Consider the following 20228-nt stretch of genomic DNA (forward strand, 5'->3'; position numbering starts at 1 on the left):
CATGCTGACTTATGGACTGCCCTTTAACTTCCGCGAATGGATCGAAGATCATCGCGACGTGCTGCGACCCCCGGTCGGCAATGCGCAGATCTGGGAAGATGCCGACTTCATCGTCACCGTCGTCGGCGGTCCGAACCAGCGCACCGACTATCATGTCGATCCGCTCGAGGAGTTTTTCTACCAGATCGAGGGCGACATGAACCTGCGCCTGTGGACCGATGACGGCCCGAAGGACATGCCGATCCGCGAAGGCGACATTTTCCTGTTGCCGCCGAACGTCCCGCACTCGCCGCAGCGCCCCGTCGCGGGCAGCGTCGGCCTCGTTATCGAACGCAAGCGCCTCGACGGGTTGATCGACGCCTTCCAATGGTATTGCGACGATTGCGGCCATATCGTCCATCGCGTCGAGGTGCAGCTCCAGAGCATCGTCCGCGATCTGCCGCCCTTGTTCGAAGCCTTCTACGCCAGCGAGGAACTGCGCACCTGCGGCCACTGCGGCGCCGTCCATCCGGGCAAAGCGCGATGACGGCAACCCACGAAGCCGTCGCCCGTCGCCTGCGCGATGCCTATGCGGGCGGGGTTGTCCCGCCGCTGCGCGATGCGCTGGATCCGACCGATGCCTCGGGCGCTTATGCGGTGCAGACGATCAACACGCGCTTCTGGGAAGCGCAGGGCCGGCGGATTGTCGGGCGCAAGGCGGGGCTGACCGCGAAGGCGGTGCAGGCGCAACTCGGCGTCGACCAGCCCGACTTCGGCGTCCTGTTCGACGACATGCGCGTCGCCGATCGCGGACGCCTCGACCCGGCACGCACGATCCAGCCGAAGGCCGAGGCCGAGATCGCTTTCATCCTGGATGCCGACCTGCCGAGTGCCGATACGACGCCCGATCAGGTCGCAGCGGCAGTGGCGTCGGTTCACGCCGCGATCGAGATCGTAGACAGCCGCATCGCCGACTGGAAAATCAGCTTCGCCGACACCGTGGCGGATAATGGCTCCTCGGCCTTCTTCGTGCTGGCCGACGAAGGCCTGCCGCTCGCCGGGCTCGACCTCGAAGGCGCGGCGATGGAGATGACCGTCAATGGCGCGGTCGCTTCGACCGGCGTCGGCGCCGCCGCGCTTGGCAACCCGCTCAATGCCGCGGCCTGGCTCGCGCGGACGCTGGCGGGGCGCGGCGAGCCGCTGAAGGCCGGCGATATCCTGCTCGCGGGCGCGCTCGGGCCGATGGTTGCGCTGACCCCCGGCGACCATGTCGAGGCACGCATCGCCGGCATCGGCACCTGCAGTTTTACATACAAGGCATAGCGAAATGACGAAGACCGCCAATGGCAAGACCAAGGTCGCGATCATCGGGTCGGGCAATATCGGCACCGACCTGATGATCAAGATCATGCGCCTGTCCGACACGCTCGAAATGGGCGCCTTCGTCGGCATCGATCCCGAGAGCGACGGGTTGAAGCGGGCCGAACGGCTCGGCGTTCCGATCACCGCCGACGGTCTTGATGGGCTGATCGCCATGCCGGGCTTCGCCGACATCGGCATCGTCTTCGACGCGACCTCGGCGGGGGCGCACCAGCGGCACAGCGACGTGCTGATCGCGCACGGCAAGCGCGTCGTCGACCTGACCCCGGCGGCGATCGGTCCCTACACGATCCCGCCGGTCAACGGCGACGCGCACCTCGATGCCGATAACGTCAACATGGTGACCTGCGGCGGGCAGGCGACGATCCCGATCGTCGCGGCCGTGAACCGCGTCGCCAAGGTGCATTATGGCGAGATTGTCGCCTCGATCTCGTCGAAAAGCGCCGGCCCCGGCACGCGCGCCAATATCGACGAGTTCACCGAAACGACGAGCGAGGCGATCGTAAAGGTTGGCGGTGCGACGCGCGGCAAGGCGATCATCGTCCTCAACCCCGCCGAACCGCCGCTGATCATGCGCGATACCGTCTATTGCCTGTGCGACGACGGCGACCGTGCGGCGATCCGCCAGTCGGTCGAGGATATGGTCGCCGAAGTACAGGCCTATGTCCCCGGCTATCGCCTCAAGCAGGCGGTCCAGTTCGAAAGCATCGGCGGCAATGCGCCCTTACGCATTCCCGAAATGGGCGGCAGCTTCACGGGCCTGAAGGTCAGCGTCTTCCTCGAGGTTGAGGGCGCGGCGCATTATCTGCCGGCCTATGCGGGCAATCTCGACATCATGACCTCGGCGGCACTCAAGACCGCCGAGAAGATCGCGCTCCGCATGAACGAAGGAGTGGCCGCATGAGCTTCGACCCGACCACGACCAAACTCTATATCCAGGACGTCACCCTCCGCGACGGAATGCACGCGATCCGCCACCAATATGGGCTCGATCATGTGCAGGCGATCGCCCGCGCGCTCGACCGGGCAAAGGTCGATGCGATCGAGGTGTCGCATGGCGATGGGCTGAGCGGTTCCTCCTTCAATTACGGCTTCGGCGCCCACACCGACTGGGACTGGATCGGCGCGGTCGCCGAGGTACTCGAGCATAGCGTGCTGACGACCCTGCTGCTCCCCGGCATCGGGACGATCCACGACCTGAAGCACGCTTACGAAATGGGCGTGCGCTCGGTCCGCATCGCGACGCATTGCACCGAGGCGGATGTCGCGAAACAGCATATCGAGTTTGCGCGCGGGCTCGGCATGGACGTCGCCGGCTTCCTGATGATGAGCCACATGTCGGAGCCCCACGCGCTCGCGAACCAGGCGAAGCTGATGGAGGATTATGGCGCACATTGCGTCTATGTCACCGACAGCGGCGGCGCGCTGACGATGGACGGTTATGCGGCGCGCCTCGCCGCCTATGACTGCGTCCTCAAGCCCGAGACGCAGCGCGGGGTCCACGCGCACCACAATCTCAGCCTCGGCGTCGCGAACAGCATCGTCGCGGTGCAGAATGGTGCGATCCGCGTCGACGCCAGCCTCGCCGGCATGGGGGCAGGGGCGGGCAATGCGCCGCTCGAAGTCTTCATCGCCGCCGCCGATGTATATGGCTGGAACCATGGCTGCGACCTGTTCGCGCTGATGGATGCGGCCGAGGAACTGGTGCGCCCGCTGCAGGACCGCCCGGTGCGCGTCGATCGCGAGACGCTGACGCTCGGCTATGCGGGGGTTTACTCCAGCTTCCTCCGACATGCCGAAAAAGCGGCGGCCGAGCACGGCCTCGACACGCGCGCGATCCTCGTCGAACTCGGCCGCCGCAAGATGGTCGGCGGACAGGAAGACATGATCGTCGATGTCGCGCTCGACATGGCGAAGCAATAGGCGCCGGTCGCCGGACTGCGCAGCCGACCTAGGGGCGGGGAGACAGCGCGTCGATCAGCGACGCCGTGCCGCTGCCGCGGCGGGCGGGACGGGGCTGGTCGGGGTGCGGCGCCCAGCCGCTGAAATGAATGATACGGAATTGCTCGGCAATGCGCCCGTCGGGGTCGGCGCCTTCGGCAAAGGCGACCGCGATGCGCGCGGCTTCGGCGCGTGTCAGCGGCAGCGGCGTCGGCGTGAGGCGGCTCGTGAGGCCCGCCGCGCGCAGATCGCGCACGAGCCCCGGCAGCGCCGCATAGCGCACCGTCAGCGCCTCGACATCGACGACGGGCAACGCAAAGCCGGTGCGCTGGAGCAGATTGCCCATCGCGGCGAGGTCGATCTGCGGGTGCATCCGCGCGATGGTGCGCACCCCCTCTGCCATCGTCGCACGGCGCAGGCGCGGCAGGCTGCCGTCGCCGACAAAGGCGCCGAGCAGCAGGCCGTCGGGCGCCAGCAGCGCGCGCAGCCGCACCAGCGCACCGGGAACGTCGTTCACGGCGTCGAGACCGCCGGGCCAGACGATCAGATCATATTGGCCGAGCGGCAGGTTGATTGCATCGACTTCACCGACGATCGCTCCCGTCGCCGCGGCGAGCCGCGGTCCGGCCTCGAAGAGGTCGAGCGCCCGTCCGCGTGCGCGCAACGCGTCGGCAAGCGCGGCATCGTGGGCGCCGATCAGCAAGATGCGGTCGAAGTCGCGCGTGACCATTTCCAGCCGGTCGAGCAGCGTTTCGGCCAGGATCGGCGCCAGGAAATTGGCATCAGCGGGCAGGCGCGCCAGCCGGTCGCGTTGGGCGCGGTGGCGGGCGGCGGAAAAGAGCGGCGGCGGCTGCGACATGGGCGCGCTTGTGCCGCCGGGCGCGATGTTTCACAAGAGGCCGATGGCGACGATGGCCGAAGACAGCGAGGATGATGCGCCGGCGCCGGCGGCGCCCGTCCTGTCGCGCGGCATTCGCCGACTGGGCACGGCGCTCCTCGATTATGCGCTGCCGCCGCGTTGTCCGGGGTGCGGGCTGGTGGTGGGTGAAGTCGGGCAGTTCTGCCTCGATTGCTGGAATTCGCTGCATTTTCTGGATGGCCCTTCATGCGCCCGCTGTTCGGTGCCGCTGCCGACGGCGCTCCCCGGCGTCGTGAGCGAATGCGGCGCGTGCCTGGCCGATCCGCCACCGTTCGACGGCGCGCCAGCGGCTTTGGCCTATGGACCCGTCGCACGGACGGTGGCGCTACGGCTCAAATATGGACGGCGCCTTGGCCATGCCCGGCTGATGGCGCGCCTGATGGCGCGGCCTTTTGAGGCGCTGGCGGGCGAAGCCGAACCGCTGCTCGTGCCCGTTCCGTTGCACCGCTGGCGGCTCTGGTCGCGCGGCTTCAATCAGGCGGCGCTGATCGCCGACGAACTGGCGCGGCTGACCGGCGCGGCGCATGATCCGCATCTGCTTGTCCGGCGCAAGGCGACCGCGGCGCTGCGCGGCAAGGGGCGCCGCGAGCGTGAGAAGATCGTCGCGGGGGCCTTCGCGCTGGCGCCCGATGCCAAGGTGCGCGCCGCGGGTCGGCACCTCATCCTTATCGATGATGTGCATGCCAGCGGGGCGACGCTGCGTGCTGCGGCGCGGGCGCTGCGCCGCAGCGGTGCCGCGCGCGTGTCGGCGCTCTGCTGGGCGCGCGTCGTCCGCGATGTGCCGGACAATGCCGCGCCATTTGACTTTGCGGCGCTCGATTCCGATATGCAGCGGTGAAAGGATGAAATCAGTCCCATGGCCAGGATCGAAGTCTATACCAAATTCCTCTGCCCCTATTGCACGCGGGCGAAGGCGCTGCTCGAGAACAAGGGCGCCGCGTTCGAGGAGATCGACGTGACGATGGACCGCGCCGGTTTCGACGCGATGGTCGCACGGGCTGGCGGTCGCCGCACGGTGCCGCAGGTGTTCATCGATGGCCGGCATATCGGCGGCAGCGACGATCTGGCGGCGCTCGATGCACGGGGCGGGCTCGACCCGCTGCTCGGCGCGGGCTGACTCTTGATCGTCTTCGATCTCTGCTGCGACGCCGGGGATCACCGGTTCGAGGCCTGGTTCGCGAGCAGCGACAGCTTCGCCGACCAGCAGGCCCGCGGCCTGATCGCCTGCCCGATATGCGGCGACAGCAGGGTGAAGAAGGCGGTGATGGCGCCGCGCGTCGGCGCCAAGTCGAACCAGCAGGCGGTCGCCGCGCCGACAGCCGCACCGGCACCCGATGCAGCACCCTCTGCCGAAATGGTCCAGGCAGTTCTTGCAGCGATCGCCGCCAAACAGGCCGAGATGTTGCCGCAATCGCGCTGGGTCGGACGCGATTTTGCCGATGCCGCGCGCGCGATGCACGAAGGCCGCGCGCCCGAAGACCTGATCTACGGGCAGACCTCGCCCGAAGAGGCGCAGGCGCTGCACGACGACGGGATCGCCGCCATGCCACTCCTCGTCCCGATCGCGCCGCCCGACGCAATCAACTGACCGCGCCGATTGACGCTGCGCGCCTTGCCCCGCTAAACGAGCGCCGACGCGCCCGTAGCTCAGCAGGATAGAGCATCAGATTCCTAATCTGGGGGCCACAGGTTCGAATCCTGTCGGGCGCACCAAGTCCCTTACGGCATTTTCACGGGTGTCCGCCCGCTCGAGCGCATCCCAGCGCAGGCGTTGAACCGCATAACATGCGGCTTTCGCACGGGCGTGAAGGTCGGCGTCGGGCTTATGTCTTTCAAAAAATGGCATCTTCGGGCGCGGGCGGTCGTGTCGTCGGCGGCGGCGGGTGATCGGCGCAACAAGTGTCGCTCGCGATATGGCCATTTTGGAATAGTGATGCGTGCATAATCTATTATATCGATATATTGTGGCGACCTATCCATACCCGGCGATCAACAAGGCCAGTGTCGACAGTGCCGCATTTGAAGGCAAAGGCGCATGGCTGCTCGGGAGGTAGAAAATGGGATCTAGGGGGAATCTGCGCTGGGCGCTTCTGGCAACCGCGGCGGCACAATTGACGCCGGCGACGGCATTTGCGCAATCGGCACCCGACGAGGCTGCGGCCGCGGCACCGGGTGACGAGATCGTGGTGACGGCGCGCAAGCGCGAGGAGAGCCTGCAGGATGTGCCGATCTCGGTTCAGGCGTTCAGCAGCGCGGCGCTCGAACGCGCCGGAATCAAGGATTTCTCTGAAGTCGCTTACCGCGTTCCGGGCCTGAAGCTCAGCGCCGAGCGGGCGGTCGACACCGAACTCTTCATTCGCGGCATCGGCTCCGATATTCAGGGTGCGGGCGCCGATGCGGCGGTCGGCATCTTCGTCGACGGCGCCTATCTGTCGCGCGGCACGGGATCGCTGCTCGACCTCTATGACCTTGAACGCGTCGAGGTGCTGAAGGGGCCGCAGGCGTTGCGCTTCGGCAAGAGCGTCGTCGGCGGCCTGATCAACTATGTGACCAAGAAGCCCGGCGATACGTTCGAAGGACGGTTCGAGGCGACCTATGGCAATTACAACCGCCTCGACGTCGCCGGATCGGTGCGCGGGCCGGTGTCCGACACGTTGAGCCTGGGCCTTGTCGCCAGTTCGCGCAGCCATGACGGTTATGCGAAGAATTTGCGCGGCGGCGACGAGGAAGACCAGAATATGCAGTCGGTGCGTGCCCAGCTTCGCTGGCGACCGACGCCATCGCTCGACGTCAATCTGGCTGCCGACTACACCCGCCACCGCGACGGGGCGCGCTGGGTCGATATCCTCATTCCGGGCGACAGTGAGGAAGTGACCTATCTCGGCTATTATGCGCCGACGATCGATAGCCTGCCGGGCTTCGTGCTGCCGAACCGCAACGCGCCCTTCAAGAGCGCCGATCCGCGGTCGGGAAATCATAATTTCACGGGTTTCCAGAACAGCGACATGTACGGGGTCAGCGGTACGATCGACTGGCAGGCCGGCGGCGGGCTCAGCGTCACGTCGCAAACCGTCTATCGCGACAGTTCGCTGACGGCGCGCGAAGACGGGTCGGGGATGCTTTTCAACTTCCCGATCGGTCCCGCGACCAACGCGCCCGACATCACCTCGGCGATGGTTGCTGGGCTCGACACTTATCTGGCCACCGTTCCCGACAGCTATTTCGACAGCGGCAAGGGCGAGGATGTGACGCAATTCTCGCAGGAACTGCGCCTGCGCTGGGATAATGGCGGCCCGCTCCGTATCGAAGGTGGCGCCTATTATCTGCACGAGAATATCCGCCGCGCCGAGGATGTGAACTTCCTCTTCCCCGACTATCAGGCGATCGAGGAATTCGCCTTCGCCATGGCCTATGGCGGCACCCCCGCGACGCCGTCACCGGGATCGAACCACACCGTCACCACCTCGCGCAACGACAATGTCGGCGTCTTCGGCGAGCTCAGCTACAGCATCACCGACAAGCTGACTTTCGAGGCCGGACTGCGCTACGCCTATGACCACAAACGCTATTCGAACAACCGCTCCGGCGTGTCGTTCGAGGGTGAGGCCGTCAATTTCGTGGTCGGCGAAACGCGCAGCTGGGATGCATGGTTGCCGAGTGCGACGCTGCGTTTCGAACCGAGCAACGATGTCACGCTCTACGCCCGCTATGCCAAGGGCTACAAGCCCGGCGGCTGGACCGGCGAGGACGCAAACACGCCCGCAGAGGCGCTGGTATCGTTCGACCCGGAAACCGCCAACAGCTTCGAGGTCGGCGCAAAGCTCGCGCTGGCAGGCCGGCGCCTGTTCATCAATGCGGCGGCCTATTATACCAACTATGACAATCTGCAGACCAACCAGTTCCTGTCACCGGGGCCGGGAATGCCGCCCGACAATTTCGTCTTCAATGCGAAGAACGGTACGCGCGCCTACGGCCTGGAGCTCGATTTCCAGGCGCGCATCACCGACGCCTTCACCCTGTCGGGCAATTATGCCTATTCGCGCTGCAATTTCACCGGCGAACTGATCATCGACGATGAGGGAACCGATCTCGACGGCAATACGTGTCGCCGCACGCCCAAACACGCCTTCAATGTCGCCGCCAATCTCGACCAGCCGATCGCCGATAATCTGGTGCTCGTTCTGGGTAGCGATTTCCAATATACCGGCGCGAATTTCTTCGACAATCCGAACACGCCCATCCTGAAGTTCGACTCCGAAATCCTGCTCAATGCACGGATCGGTCTGCGCGATGCCGACGACAAATGGGAAGTGACGGCGTGGGCGAAGAATCTCACGAACGAGCTCAACTTCACCAGCAAGCTCGAACTGTTCGGAACCATCTATTCCACCTACATCCCGCCGCGCACCTACGGCGTGACCGCGCGGTTCCGCTTCTAGGGTCGATGAGGACCACAATGATCGTCATTGCGAGGAGTGAGGCAATTCAGAGCGGTTTACGCCTACTCTGGATTGCCGCGTCGCTTCGCTCGCAATGACGATGTGAGTCAACGAGAAGGAGGAATCATAATGAAGCGCGGTATCAAGATCATGGCGGGGACCAGTCTGGCAGTCGCCGCTCTGCTCAGCGCGACCGCGCCTATGGCGGCGGATTGGAGCGGCAGTCATGCCGACGCGCCGATCGACGTTCGCGATCCCTGGCTGAAAGCCTGGATCGCGGCGACGCCCGACAATCCTCCCAAGGATCCGGTGCCGGGCGTCGATTATGGCATGAATCCCGATGGCAGCTTCCGGCATCCGGTCGCGACCCGATTGACCAACGATCCGCCGTCTTTTCCGGGGCAGCTCGATCATTGGGACCAGAACAGCTATGCCAAGAATGTGAAGGTTATCGCCTTCTATCCAACGGTAACGTCGCCCTGGCATGCGTGGGCGAACGTCGTCGATTTTTCCGGCCGCCGCTATCTTTACACCCACGACCGCGACTATCTGCGCATCCTTGACGTTACCGATCCGCGCAAGGCGAAGATCGTCTGGTCGAAGGGCGGCGTATGGAGCGCCAAGGGATCGAGCGAGGATTGGGATCCGTCGGCGGTCACCGATTATTTCGGCGGCGTCACGGTGGCTTGGAGCAAGAAGCTGCAACGAAATGTCCTGGTCGCCTCTTACGAGATCGGCCGTTTCGGCCTGATGGAGGACAAGCGCCGCGAGCCCGACAAGGTCGCTGCGCAGCGGCACTATAATTCGCTCAAGGGTTTCAAGGTCTTCGTTATGAACGGGCCGACGCCCGACAAATGGGACCTGATCGCGACGCGCACCACCGACTACAAACATCCCGATGCGCCCGTGGGCGAGCAGCAGGGATCGGGCGCGCTCGACGCGGCGACATGGTTCGGGGGCAAATATATGCTTCTCTCGTCGGCGCCCGACGACAGCTATTCGCTCACCGAATATCCCGACTATCTCTATTCGCCCGGCTATCAGGTCTGGGACATGGAGGATCCCGCCGATCCGAAGTTCGTTTCGCAGATCACCGTCCCCGGCCAGCGCCTCGGCGATCCCGAAAGCGAAGCGGCGTACCGAGCCAATCCGCGCGCGGGCAACCGGACGAGCTGGATGGGTTCGCGCTATCCGATCGTGACGTCGAAGCCGGTCGAGGCGGGCGGCAAGATCGGCTTCGGCGGCATGGGCGGCCTCGGCTTCTACAGCTTCGACCTCAGCGATCCGGCGAACCCCAAGACGCTCGGCCATCTGTCGGTGCCGCCGAGCTATGCGGGGACCGAGTTCGACAATGTCGATGTCAGCCAATATGACCGCACCGGCTTCGTCTTTTCCAACGGCTATCCGATGAACGAAAGCTGTTACGAGCCGTTCAAGCCGATCTATTCGATCGACGTGCGCGATCCCGCGCATCCGAAGGTCGCGGCGACTTTCCCGCGCCCGACGCCGCCGCCCGAGGCCTCCTTCACCGATTTCTGCCAGCGTCGCGGCAGCTTCGGACCGAAACGGTCGGGCGGGCTGACCCAGCCCCAGCGCGGCCGGCAGGGCCTTGCCATCTATGCCTTTTACAACGCCGGTATCCAGATTTTCGACGTCAAGGACCCGGCAAAGCCGACGATCGCGGGCTATTTCGTTCCGCGCTTCGCCAACGAAAAGGAAATGCCAGACTATACGTTCGGCAATTCCACGTTCGCGGTCTACACCGAATATGACCGCAACATCATCTGGGCCTTTTCGGTGAACGGCGTCTACGCGCTGTCGAGCCCGCTGCTCGGCAAGCCGAACCTCGGTGCGCCGAAGAATATCTGGCCCGAGCGGAAATAGAAAGTTGTTCGTCACCCCGGCGAAGGCCGGGGTCTAGACGGTGCGGTGAGACGCGAGGTCGGGATCCCGGCCTTCGCCGGGATGACGGAAGAAATGTTTTAGAAGGACAAACGGATGCGCACAGCCACAATGGCGCTGGCGGGGGCCTTGCTCCTTGCCGGATGCTCCAACACGCCCGGTAAACAGGCGCCGCAGGCTCCCGCCGAACCCGCGGGCGACAATATCCTGCACATCAGCTGGGGCGGAATTGCCGAAGCGGATGCGGGCGAGGCGAAGCGCCACTGGTCGACCTGGGCGATAAACCTGGTCGATGGTGGGCCTGCCTATGGCTGGCTGTCGGACAAGGGCGTCACGCTGCCGCACGCGCTGAATTTCGAGCTGGCTGGCACCGGAAAGATCGATGCCGTCGCGCTCGACAACCGGTTCGAGCCGGTGGTGCGTGAGGATGGATCGATGTCGCAGACCGCCGAAGGGTCGCCGGTACGGCGCTTCGCGCTGCTCGGCTCGGACAAGGGGCCGGAGGGGCCCTATGAAACACTGGTCGAGGGGGAGGCGAAAGCGGACGCGCGAACCGTCGTGAAACTGCCGACGGCCGCATCGGCACGCTGGCTCCGACTGCGCATCGACAGCAATTGGAAGGGCCGCGGGCCGACGCGGCTTTCCGATCTTGCCGTGCTCGGCACGCTCGATCGCCGCGGCGACGCGGCGGTTGCCGATGCCGATGCGAGCGGCGTCTATTCGCACGAATATGGCCCGATCCTGTTGCGGCAGCAGGGCAATGAGATATTCGGTTGCTACAACGACGGGCTCGGCACGCTGCGCGGGACGGTATTCGGGCGCATCATGCGGCTTGCCTGGTATTCGAAGGAAGAGGGCAGCATCGGCGCGGCGACGCTGGTCGCGGCGAACGGCAAGCTCTATGGCTTCTGGTATCGCCCCGAAGACAAGATGGGCAGCCCGTGGAATGCGGTGAGGGAAGGCGGCCTTGCGGGCGCCGACCTCGGCAAGTGTCGCGCGGCGCTCTATCCGTCTTCCTGACATCGAGGACGCCCTTTTCATGACCCTGCCATTTGCCGTTGCCGCACCTTCTGCCGAGATTGCCGGCAGCGCCGATCGCTTTCCGGTTCGCCGTATTTTTTGCGTCGGCAAGAATTACGCCGATCATGCGCGCGAAATGGGCGGCGATCCGACGCGGGAGCCACCCTTCTTCTTTTCGAAGCCCGCCGACGCGCTCGTCGGAGCGACCGCCGACATCGCGATGCCGCCGCGCACCGACAATCTGCATCACGAGATCGAGCTGGTGGTGGCGCTGGGCAAAGGCGGTGCGAATATCGCGGCGGCCGACGCTCTGTCGCATATCTTCGGCTATGCCGTCGGCAACGACCTGACGCGCCGCGATTTGCAAGCCGACGCAAAGGCCGCCGGGCGGCCGTGGGACATGGCAAAGGGCTTCGACCATAGCGCCGTCCTGTCGCCGATTCGCCCGGCCACCGAGGTCGGCCACCCGACGCACGCGCGCATCTGGCTGTCGGTCAATGGCGAGCCGCGGCAGGCGGGCGACATCACCGACATGATCTGGCCGGTGGCCGACATCATTGCCGAACTGTCGGCCTATGTCGAACTGCGGCCCGGCGACCTGATCTACACCGGCACGCCCGCGGGGGTAGGCCGTATCGTCGCGGGCGATGTCGTCGAAGGCGGTGTCGACGGCATCGGGACCATAGCCAACCGCTTCCTATAACCGCATCGATATATCATGACGGCCATTCGGTATTTTTTGTGTATGGCTTCGGCGCCTAGGCCGGTCGCGAAACTGGCTCTCGGATGAAGGATCGCACATGACATCGACCACAGTCGCCCGTAACGTCGTAACGGGGCTGCGCGATCTGGGCGTCCGCCATATCTTCGGCGTGCCGAGCGGCGGCTGGGTCGATTATATGGAAGCGATCCGCACGACCGACGGTATCGATTTCGTTCTGGCCAGCCACGAAGGCGGCGCGGGCTTCATGGCCGACGTCTGCGGGCGACTGACCGGCGTTCCGGGAGTGTGCTTCGGCACCTTCGGTCCCGGCGCGACCAATCTTGCGACCGGCGTCGGCGGCGCGACGCTCGATCGATCGCCTATGCTCGCGCTGACCGACGAGATGCCGGCGCCGCTGCGCGGCCGCACGGTCCAGATGGGGATCGACCATCAGGCGCTGTTCGCGCCGCTGACCAAGGCGACGATGCGGATTGCGGCGGACACGGCGGTCGACACGTTGGTCGAGGCCGCGCGTATCGCGCTGTCGGGGCGCCCCGGCGCAGTGCATGTCGGCCTGCCGCAGGGAATGAGCGCCGAAGCCGTCGAAGCGCAGGCGATCGGTGCGGTCGAGGCCGACCCGCTGCCGATGCCCGACCCCGCCGCGACCGCCGCGCTGGTCGCCGCCTTTGCCGCCGCCGAACGGCCTGTCCTCGCAATCGGTCTCGGTGCCGTTCACGCCGGGGTGCAGGACCGCATCGCCGCGCTCGCCGAGCGCTTCGGCCTGCCGGTGCTGCTCACCCCGATGGCGAAGGGCATGATCGCCGAGGATCATCCGAATTACGCCGGGGTGCTCTTCCACGCGCTCTCCGACATGGTGGGACAGACCCATGCCGAGGCCGATCTGGTCCTCGCGGTCGGCTATGACCCGATCGAGTTCAATTACGAAAGCTGGATGAAGGACGGGCTGGCGCTCGCCAGCATCGACGTCGTGCCCGCCGATATCGACCGCGACAAGCATCCGGTCGCCGCCGAGGTCGTCGGTTCTATCGGGCCGGCGCTCGACGCGCTGCTGGCGCTGCCCGCTGCCAACAAGCGCTGGGACCTCGCCGCGCTCGCCGATCGCAAGGCCGCGATGTTCGCGAAGCTTGCGGGGCGGGACGGCGCCTTCGCGCCTTGCGCGGCCCTCGACGTGCTGCGCGACGTGCTGCCTGACAATGGCATCATGACGTGCGATGTCGGCGCGCACACCCATTTGATCGGGCAGCACTGGCGCACGCCGAAACCCGGCACGCAGATCATGACCAACGGCTGGTCAGCGATGGGTTTCGGCCTTCCCGCCGCAATCGCCGCGAAGCTCTGTCGCCCCGAGGTGCCGGTCTGCTGCGTGCTCGGCGACGGCGGCTTCCTGATGACCGCGGGCGAACTGGCGACCGCCGTGCGCGAAAAGCTGCCGCTGGTGATCGTGATCTTCACCGACAACGACCTCGCGCTGATCCGCATCAAGCAGGAAAAGAAATCCAATCCCATCTATGGCACCCCGGTGCGCGCCGAGGGAACGATCGGCGGCCCGTCGCTGTTCGGTGTGCCGGTAACGGTCGCGCGCGATCCGGCGGAATTTCGGGCGGCACTCGTTGCGGGCTTTGCCGCGGACGGGCCGGTGATCGTCGAGGCCCTGCTCGACAGCCGCGAATATGACGACCTGGTGCTGCGCAAGGACAAGCCATGATGCACGCCGCCTTGGGCAGCGAACGGTCGCTGCTGATCGGCGGCCGCTGGGAAGCGGCGGAGCAGGTGATGCCGGTGACCAACCCGTGGTCGGGCGAGGCACTCGGCGCGGTCGCCTGCGCCGATCCTTCTCACGTCGCGCGCGCGGTGGCGAGCGCGCTGCGCGGTGCCGAGGCGATGCGCGATCTGTCGAGCGGTGCGCGGTCGCGCATCCTCCACGCCGCTGCCGCCGCGCTGGAGGCGGAAGCCGAAAGCTTCGCCGCAGCGATCACGGCGGAAACGGGCAAGCCGATCCGCGCCGCCCGGCGCGAAGTGGCGCGCGCGGTCAACACGCTGCGATTGTCGGGCGAGGAGGCGGTGCGGCTTGCGGGCGAGACGCTTGCCTTTGACAGCTTTCCCGGCGGCGAAGCGCGGTCGGGCCACTATGTCCTCGAACCTGTCGGGGTGGTCGCCGCGATCACACCGTTCAACGATCCGCTCAACCTTGTCTGTCACAAGCTCGGTCCCGCCTTCGCCGCGGGCAACGCCGTTGTGCTCAAGCCCGCGGAGCAGGCGCCGCTCGTCGCGATCCGGCTCGCCCGCCTGCTGCTCGCCGCTGGCCTGCCCGGCGAAGCGCTCAACCTGCTCACCGGGCGCGGCGGCGATTTTGGCGACGCGCTGACCGGGCACGCCGATGTGGCGATGGTCAGCTTTACCGGTGGAGCAAAGGTGGCGCAGGCGATCTGCCGCGCGGCCGGGATCAAGCGGCTGGCGATGGAACTTGGCGGCAACGGTCCGGTGATCGTGATGGACGATGCCGATGTCGGGAGGGCTGCGGCCGCCTGCGCGGCGGGCGCTTTTGGCGCGGCGGGGCAGAATTGCGTCGGGGTGCAGCGAATCTATGTCCATGATGCGATCCATGACGTCTTTCAGGCCGCGCTCGTCGCCGCGACCGAAGCATTGCGCGTCGGCGATCCGCTGGACCCGGCAACCGACGTCGGGCCGATGATCGGCGGTGACGAGGCGGCGCGCGTCATCGCCTGGGTCGACGACGCGGTCGCGCGCGGCGCGACCCTGCTTACGGGCGGTGAGCGGGCCGGGGCGCTGGTGCGGCCGACGCTGCTTGCCGATGTTCCGGGCGACGCGCCGGTGGCCTGTCATGAAGCCTTCGGTCCCATCGCGAGCCTGTTTCGCTTCGCTAACCTGGACGAAGCCATCGACGCCGCGAACGGCGCCGACTACGCGATCCACGCGGCTATCTTCACCGAATCGCACCGCACCGCCCGCCATGCGGCGCGGTGGCTGCGTGCGGCGGGGGTGATGATCAACGATTCGACCGACTACCGCCTCGATGCCATGCCGTTCGGCGGTGCCGGACGCGGGAATATGGGGCGCGAGGGGGTGCGCTTTGCGGCGCGCGAAATGTCGCAGACGAAGGTGATTTGCTACCATGACGCTTGATAGTCTCGATCGCGCCGCCTGTGCGGCCATGGATGCCGCCGATCCGCTCGCTCCCTTGCGCGATCGCTTCGATATCCCGACGGGGATGATCTATCTCGACGGCAATTCGCTCGGCGCGATGCCAAAGGGCGCGGCGGCGCGCGCGCACGACGTGGTGACCCGCGAATGGGGCGCCGACCTGATCAAGAGCTGGAACAGCGCGGGCTGGTTCGACCTGCCGGTGCGCCTCGGCGACAAGCTTGCCCCGCTGATCGGTGCGGGGGACGGCGAGGTCATCGTCTGCGATTCGACAAGCCAGAATCTGTTCAAGGTGCTGTCGGCGGCGGTCGCGCTCCGCCCGGACCGCAAGGTCTTGATCCTCGAAGGCAGCAATTTCCCGACCAACAATTACATTGCCCAGGGCGTTGCCGCCGCGACCGGCGGGCGCGTGGAGGTGCGGCTCTGCGAAAAGGACGAGATCGCGGATGCGATCGACGAGGACACGATCGCGGTCGCGATCACCCACGTCCATTACAAGACCGGGCATATCCACGACATGGCCGCGATCACCGCGCGCGCGCAGGCGGCCGGGGCGCTCGCGATCTGGGATTTGTGCCACAGCGCGGGCGCGATGCCGGTCGACCTGTGTAGCGCGGGCGCCGACTTCGCGGTCGGCTGCACCTATAAATATCTGAACGGCGGTCCGGGCTCACCCGCCTTCCTGTTCGCGGCAAAGCGGCACCAGGGTCAGGCGCTGCAGCCCGTGACCGGCTGGTGGGGTCATGCCGCGCCCTTCGCTTTCGAGCCCGGCTATCGGCCGCAGCGCGACATTCGCCAGTTCCTGATCGGCACGCAGCCGATCCTGTCGATGGCGCTGGTCGAAGTCGGTCTGGACATCCATCGCGCCGCTGACATGAACGCGATCCGCACCAAGTCGATGGCGCTGACCGACCTGTTCATCCGGCTCGTCGAGGAGCGTTGCGTCGGCCATGGCTTCACCCTCGCGTCCCCGCGCGAGGCGGCGGCGCGCGGCAGTCAGGTGTCCTTTGCGCACGCCGATGGTTATCCGATCATGCGCGCGCTGATCGCAGCGGGCGTGATCGGCGATTTCCGCGCGCCCGATACGGTGCGTTTCGGCTTCACGCCGCTCTATGTCGGCTATGCCGATGTCTGGGATGCGGTCGACCGGCTGGTGACGATCATGGATGGCGGGATATGGAAACGACCCGAACATCAAATCCGCGACGCGGTGACCTGAATGCGGGGGCAGGGGGAATGACGATGAACGAACAGGCCTATCTCGACCGCGAGGCGGGGCTCGAGCGCGGACTCAGCAAAGCGCAGATCATCATGATCGGCCTTGGCGGGGCGATCGGTACCGGCCTGTTCATGGGATCGGGCATCGCGATCGGCTACGCCGGGCCGGGCGTCCTGATCAGCTATCTGATCGCGGCACTGGTCGCGGTCATCATGGTGTTCAGCCTGTCGGAGATGGCGGTCGTCCATCCTACGGCGGGTTCGTTCGGCACCTATGCCGAAATCTACCTTGGCCCGATGATGGGCTTCATCGTGCGCTATACCTACTGGATCCAGCAGGTGCTGCTGATCGGCAGCGAGGCGGTTGCGGTCGGCATCTATATGGGATGGTGGTTGCCCGACACGCCGGTGTGGATGTGGGCGCTGGGCAGCGCGGCGACGGTCGTCTGGGTCAATACGCGCGCGGTGCATAATTTCGGGTCGGTCGAATATTGGCTGACCGTCATCAAGGTGTCGGCGATCGTCGGCTTCATCATCGTGGGCCTGAGCCGTATCTTTGGTATCGTCGGCGATCCGGTCGGGCTGCACAATGTCACCGGGCTTGCCGGCGGTTTCCTGCCCAACGGCTTTTCGGGCGTCTGGATGGCCGTGCTGATGGCGCTGTTTTCGTTCATGGGGCTGGAGTTCGTCGTCGGCACCGCGAGCGAGGCGAAAGACCCGAAGGAGGCGATACCGGCGGCGCTGCGCACGATGGCGGCGCGGCTGTTCCTCTTCTACATCCTGGCTTTGTTCATCATCGTCGCCTTTATGCCGTGGACCGAATCGGGCGCGAAGGTCGTGACCGAAAGCCCGTTCGTAAAGATGTTCGCCAGCGCAGGGATTCCCTATGCCGCCGGCATCATGAACTTCGTTGTCGCGACCGCCGCGCTGTCGGCGATGAACACCAGCATCTACCTGGGATCGCGCATGCTCTTTTCGCTCGCGCGCGGCGGCTATGCGCCGCGAAAGCTGGGGGAACTCAACGCGCAGCATGTCCCGATGCGCGCAACGATGGTCACCGGCGTCGGCATCCTCGCCGCCGCGTCGCTGTCGATCCTTACCCCGCTCGCCTATAATTATCTTTTCGGGATCGTGCTGTTCGGCGGTCTGCTCGTCTGGGGTGCAATCCTCGTCAGTCACCTGCGTTTTCGGCGACGCCATCGCGGCGCCGATCTGCCGGTGCAGATGCCCTTCTTCCCTTATGCCCAGCTTTTGGGGCTGGCGCTGCTGGGGGCGATCGGTGTGACGATGGCGGTCGATGCCGACTGGCAGGTCGCCGTCTTTGCGGGTGGCCCGTGGCTAGTGCTGATCGCTGCGGCCTATTTCGTCTGGCGGCGCGTGTCGCCCTCGGCGGAAGCCGGCTGATCCTGCCCCAGTTCGCTGCGAATCTCTGCGGCGACCTCGTGGACGACGTCCATGAAATAGGCGGCGGCCGCCGACAGTTCGACATTGGCATGCGTCGTCGCGCCGATCCGCGAACTGGCGCCTTCGAGCGTTACGGGCAGCGCGACGAGGCCCGCCTGACCGATGCCCACCTGATGCGGCATCGCCGCCACCATGTCGGTGCTCATCAACAGCGCGTGATTGGTCAGGATCGACACCGATTCGATCACGTCGAGCGGCGGTTCCAGATCTTCGTGGCGAAAGGCCTGGTCGATCTGGCGGCGCAGCGATGTCTGCGTCGGCGGCATCACCCACGCCTGATCGACCAGGTCGGCGAGCGTCAGGGCGGCGCGCTGCGTCAGCGGATGGCCGGCGCGCACCATGATCGACACGGTGTCGAGGTACAGCACATCCTGCTTTAGGCCCTCGCGCTCGCGATATTCGGGCAGGCGGCCGAGCACGACGTCGATGTCGCCGGTGCGCAGACCGGGCATCAGCCGGTCGATCGTGCCTTCGGCGACCGTCACCGCGATCCCCGGCCGCCGCTCGCGCAGTCGCGCCAGCGCGCGCGGCAGCAGCGAGGTCGATGCCGCAAGCAATGTGCCGACATGGACCCGCCCCGACAGACCTTCTTCCAGCGATTGCAATTCCTCGCCGGCATGGCGAAGCTGCGCAAGGATCAGCTTCCCATGCTTGATCATGACCGCGCCGAAATCGGTCGGGGTGACGCCGCGCGACGAGCGCTCGAAGAGCTGGACGCCCAAGGCGTCCTCCAACTCCTTGATGCTCTTCGTGGCCGCGGGCTGGGCGATGTTGAGCGCCTGCGAACCCTTCAGCACCGTGCCTTCGTCGGCGATGGCGGTCAGCAGCCGCAACTGACGCAGCTTCAGGCGTCCGAGCAGGAAATTCTCGTGAAATTTTGGCATGATGTATCTCCCACCCGGTTCGGACAGGATATAGCCATTTTGTAATAGCGAGGGCAAGTCTGGGGATTATTGTTGATAGCTACCCGTCGTTACTCAACCGCATGGCCCGCGCGCTCCGGCGACCCGCGGGGTGTTTGAAGGACAAGGGTGCGGCGACAATTATGATGGACAATCCAGCGCAACGGGCGGCCGTGATCGACATGCACAGCCACTTCTTTCCGGCGATGGATGCCGCCTATCGCGCCCGCGCCGAAGCCGACGGTCTGCCGTGGCTGCGCGATGACGGCGACGGCAGCGGCTTCATCATGTCGGGCGCCAAGATGTTCCGCCCCGTCGACGATATATTGTGGAATCCCGCGCGCCGCGTCGAAGCGCTCGACCAGCAGGGGATCGACCTGCAAATCATCTGCGCGACGCCGATCATGTTCGGCTATAGTCGGCCCGCCGGGCAGGCGCTCGAATGTGCGCAGCGCTTCAATGACGCGGCGCTCGAATTTTGCGGCCACGCGCCGCATCGGATGAAGTCTCTGGCGCAGGTGCCGTTGCAGGATATCGACCGCTCGTGCCGCGAGGTCAGCCGCGCGATGGAATGCGGCCATCTTGGCGTCCAGATCGGCAATCATATGGGGCTGCGCAACCTCGACGATGAAGGCATCCTGACCTTTCTCACCCACTGCGCCGAAGTGGGTGCGGCGGTGCTCGTCCACCCGTGGGACATGATGGCACGCGAACGCATGCCCAAATATATGCTGCCCTGGCTCGTCGCGATGCCCGCCGAGACGCAGCTTTCGATCCTGTCGCTGATCCTGTCGGGCGCCTTCGAACGCCTGCCGAAAAGCCTGCGCATCTGTTTCGGTCACGGCGGCGGCAGTTTCGCCTTTCTGCTCGGCCGCGTCGAAAATGCCTGGAAATATCGGGATATCGTCCGTGTCGATTGCCCGAACCCGCCCTCGACCTATGTCGATCGCTTTTTCGTCGATTCAGCGGTGTTCGATCCGCACGCGCTGACCCTGCTCGTTGAAGTGATGGGCGAAGACCGTATCCTGCTCGGTTCGGACCATCCGTTTCCGCTCGGCGAGCAGGACATCGGCCAGCTCGTTCGCGATCACAGCGGCCTGTCGGGCGTGCAGAAGGCCAAGATATTCAGCGGCAATTCCCGCAGGTTTCTGAATCTGTAGCGCACACCGTCTTTCGCG

General features: G+C 65.7%; 18 protein-coding genes and 1 tRNA gene. 17 read left to right on the top strand and 2 right to left on the bottom strand.

Annotation, left to right across the window (positions count from 1 at the left end):
- The first annotated feature begins 1 nt into the window (after position 1).
- The 4 genes from EBMC1_RS17365 to dmpG are packed head-to-tail and all read left to right on the top strand — an operon-like array spanning position 2 to position 3282.
- A complete protein-coding gene (locus EBMC1_RS17365; RefSeq protein ID WP_003052690.1) occupies positions 2–526 on the top strand; it encodes a 3-hydroxyanthranilate 3,4-dioxygenase in 525 nt (174 codons plus the stop codon).
- On the top strand, positions 523–1302 hold the full coding sequence (locus tag EBMC1_RS17370; protein ID WP_003052692.1) for a 2-keto-4-pentenoate hydratase: 780 nt from the start codon (positions 523–525) through the stop codon (positions 1300–1302). Before EBMC1_RS17365 ends, EBMC1_RS17370 begins: the two co-directional genes overlap by 4 nt.
- A gap of 4 nt (positions 1303–1306) precedes the next feature.
- Positions 1307–2263: an acetaldehyde dehydrogenase (acetylating) gene (locus EBMC1_RS17375; RefSeq protein ID WP_003052695.1), complete on the top strand. Its 957-nt coding sequence runs from the start codon at positions 1307–1309 to the stop codon at positions 2261–2263.
- Entirely contained in the window at positions 2260–3282 is a 1023-nt protein-coding gene (dmpG, locus tag EBMC1_RS17380; protein ID WP_003052698.1) for a 4-hydroxy-2-oxovalerate aldolase, read from the top strand. Before EBMC1_RS17375 ends, dmpG begins: the two co-directional genes overlap by 4 nt.
- A gap of 28 nt (positions 3283–3310) precedes the next feature.
- Here dmpG and EBMC1_RS17385 read toward each other — a convergent pair whose 3' ends face one another.
- Positions 3311–4159, bottom strand: coding sequence for a methyltransferase domain-containing protein (locus EBMC1_RS17385; RefSeq protein WP_003052700.1), 849 nt, complete (start codon positions 4157–4159; stop codon positions 3311–3313).
- Positions 4160–4202: 43 nt separating this feature from the next.
- On the opposite strand from EBMC1_RS17385, the gene EBMC1_RS17390 reads away from it, so the two are divergent.
- The 12 genes from EBMC1_RS17390 to EBMC1_RS17445 all read left to right on the top strand — a co-directional run bounded on the left by EBMC1_RS17390 (position 4203) and on the right by EBMC1_RS17445 (position 18088).
- On the top strand, positions 4203–5057 hold the full coding sequence (locus EBMC1_RS17390) for a ComF family protein (RefSeq protein ID WP_231292961.1): 855 nt from the start codon (positions 4203–4205) through the stop codon (positions 5055–5057).
- 18 nt (positions 5058–5075) lie between these two features.
- The gene (grxC, locus tag EBMC1_RS17395; protein WP_003052703.1) at positions 5076–5336 is read left to right on the top strand and encodes a glutaredoxin 3; all 261 of its coding nucleotides are present in this window, start codon (positions 5076–5078) and stop codon (positions 5334–5336) included.
- Positions 5337–5339: 3 nt separating this feature from the next.
- On the top strand, positions 5340–5807 hold the full coding sequence (locus EBMC1_RS17400; protein ID WP_003052705.1) for a DUF1178 family protein: 468 nt from the start codon (positions 5340–5342) through the stop codon (positions 5805–5807).
- Between the two features lie 48 nt (positions 5808–5855).
- Positions 5856–5932: transfer RNA gene (locus EBMC1_RS17405), tRNA-Arg, on the top strand.
- A gap of 344 nt (positions 5933–6276) precedes the next feature.
- Complete coding sequence (locus tag EBMC1_RS17410; protein ID WP_081611233.1) at positions 6277–8658, top strand: TonB-dependent receptor; 2382 nt, start codon at positions 6277–6279, stop codon at positions 8656–8658.
- Positions 8659–8787: 129 nt separating this feature from the next.
- Positions 8788–10542 (top strand): hypothetical protein, encoded by a 1755-nt coding sequence (locus EBMC1_RS17415; RefSeq protein WP_003052710.1) that lies wholly within the window; start codon positions 8788–8790, stop codon positions 10540–10542.
- 114 nt (positions 10543–10656) lie between these two features.
- A complete protein-coding gene (locus EBMC1_RS17420; protein WP_156001459.1) occupies positions 10657–11580 on the top strand; it encodes a hypothetical protein in 924 nt (307 codons plus the stop codon).
- A 19-nt stretch (positions 11581–11599) separates the two neighbouring features.
- Entirely contained in the window at positions 11600–12283 is a 684-nt protein-coding gene (locus EBMC1_RS17425) for a fumarylacetoacetate hydrolase family protein (RefSeq protein ID WP_003052716.1), read from the top strand.
- A 97-nt stretch (positions 12284–12380) separates the two neighbouring features.
- Complete coding sequence (locus EBMC1_RS17430) at positions 12381–14009, top strand: thiamine pyrophosphate-binding protein (protein ID WP_003052718.1); 1629 nt, start codon at positions 12381–12383, stop codon at positions 14007–14009.
- On the top strand, positions 14006–15448 hold the full coding sequence (locus EBMC1_RS17435) for an aldehyde dehydrogenase family protein (protein ID WP_231292962.1): 1443 nt from the start codon (positions 14006–14008) through the stop codon (positions 15446–15448). Before EBMC1_RS17430 ends, EBMC1_RS17435 begins: the two co-directional genes overlap by 4 nt.
- Positions 15438–16685, top strand: a complete 1248-nt coding sequence (kynU, locus tag EBMC1_RS17440) for a kynureninase (RefSeq protein ID WP_003052724.1) — start codon at positions 15438–15440, stop codon at positions 16683–16685. Before EBMC1_RS17435 ends, kynU begins: the two co-directional genes overlap by 11 nt.
- 23 nt (positions 16686–16708) lie before the next feature.
- The gene (locus tag EBMC1_RS17445) at positions 16709–18088 is read left to right on the top strand and encodes an amino acid permease (RefSeq protein ID WP_040590891.1); all 1380 of its coding nucleotides are present in this window, start codon (positions 16709–16711) and stop codon (positions 18086–18088) included.
- On the opposite strand, the gene EBMC1_RS17450 is transcribed toward EBMC1_RS17445, so the two are convergent.
- Positions 18043–19032: a LysR family transcriptional regulator gene (locus EBMC1_RS17450; RefSeq protein WP_003052730.1), complete on the bottom strand. Its 990-nt coding sequence runs from the start codon at positions 19030–19032 to the stop codon at positions 18043–18045. The genes EBMC1_RS17445 and EBMC1_RS17450 overlap by 46 nt on opposite strands.
- Positions 19033–19193: 161 nt before the next feature.
- On the opposite strand from EBMC1_RS17450, the gene EBMC1_RS17455 reads away from it, so the two are divergent.
- Positions 19194–20210: an amidohydrolase family protein gene (locus EBMC1_RS17455; RefSeq protein WP_231292963.1), complete on the top strand. Its 1017-nt coding sequence runs from the start codon at positions 19194–19196 to the stop codon at positions 20208–20210.
- Positions 20211–20228 lie beyond the last annotated feature (18 nt).

Source organism: Sphingopyxis sp. MC1 (genome assembly GCF_000371385.1).
Taxonomy (GTDB): Bacteria; Pseudomonadota; Alphaproteobacteria; order Sphingomonadales; family Sphingomonadaceae; genus Sphingopyxis; species Sphingopyxis terrae.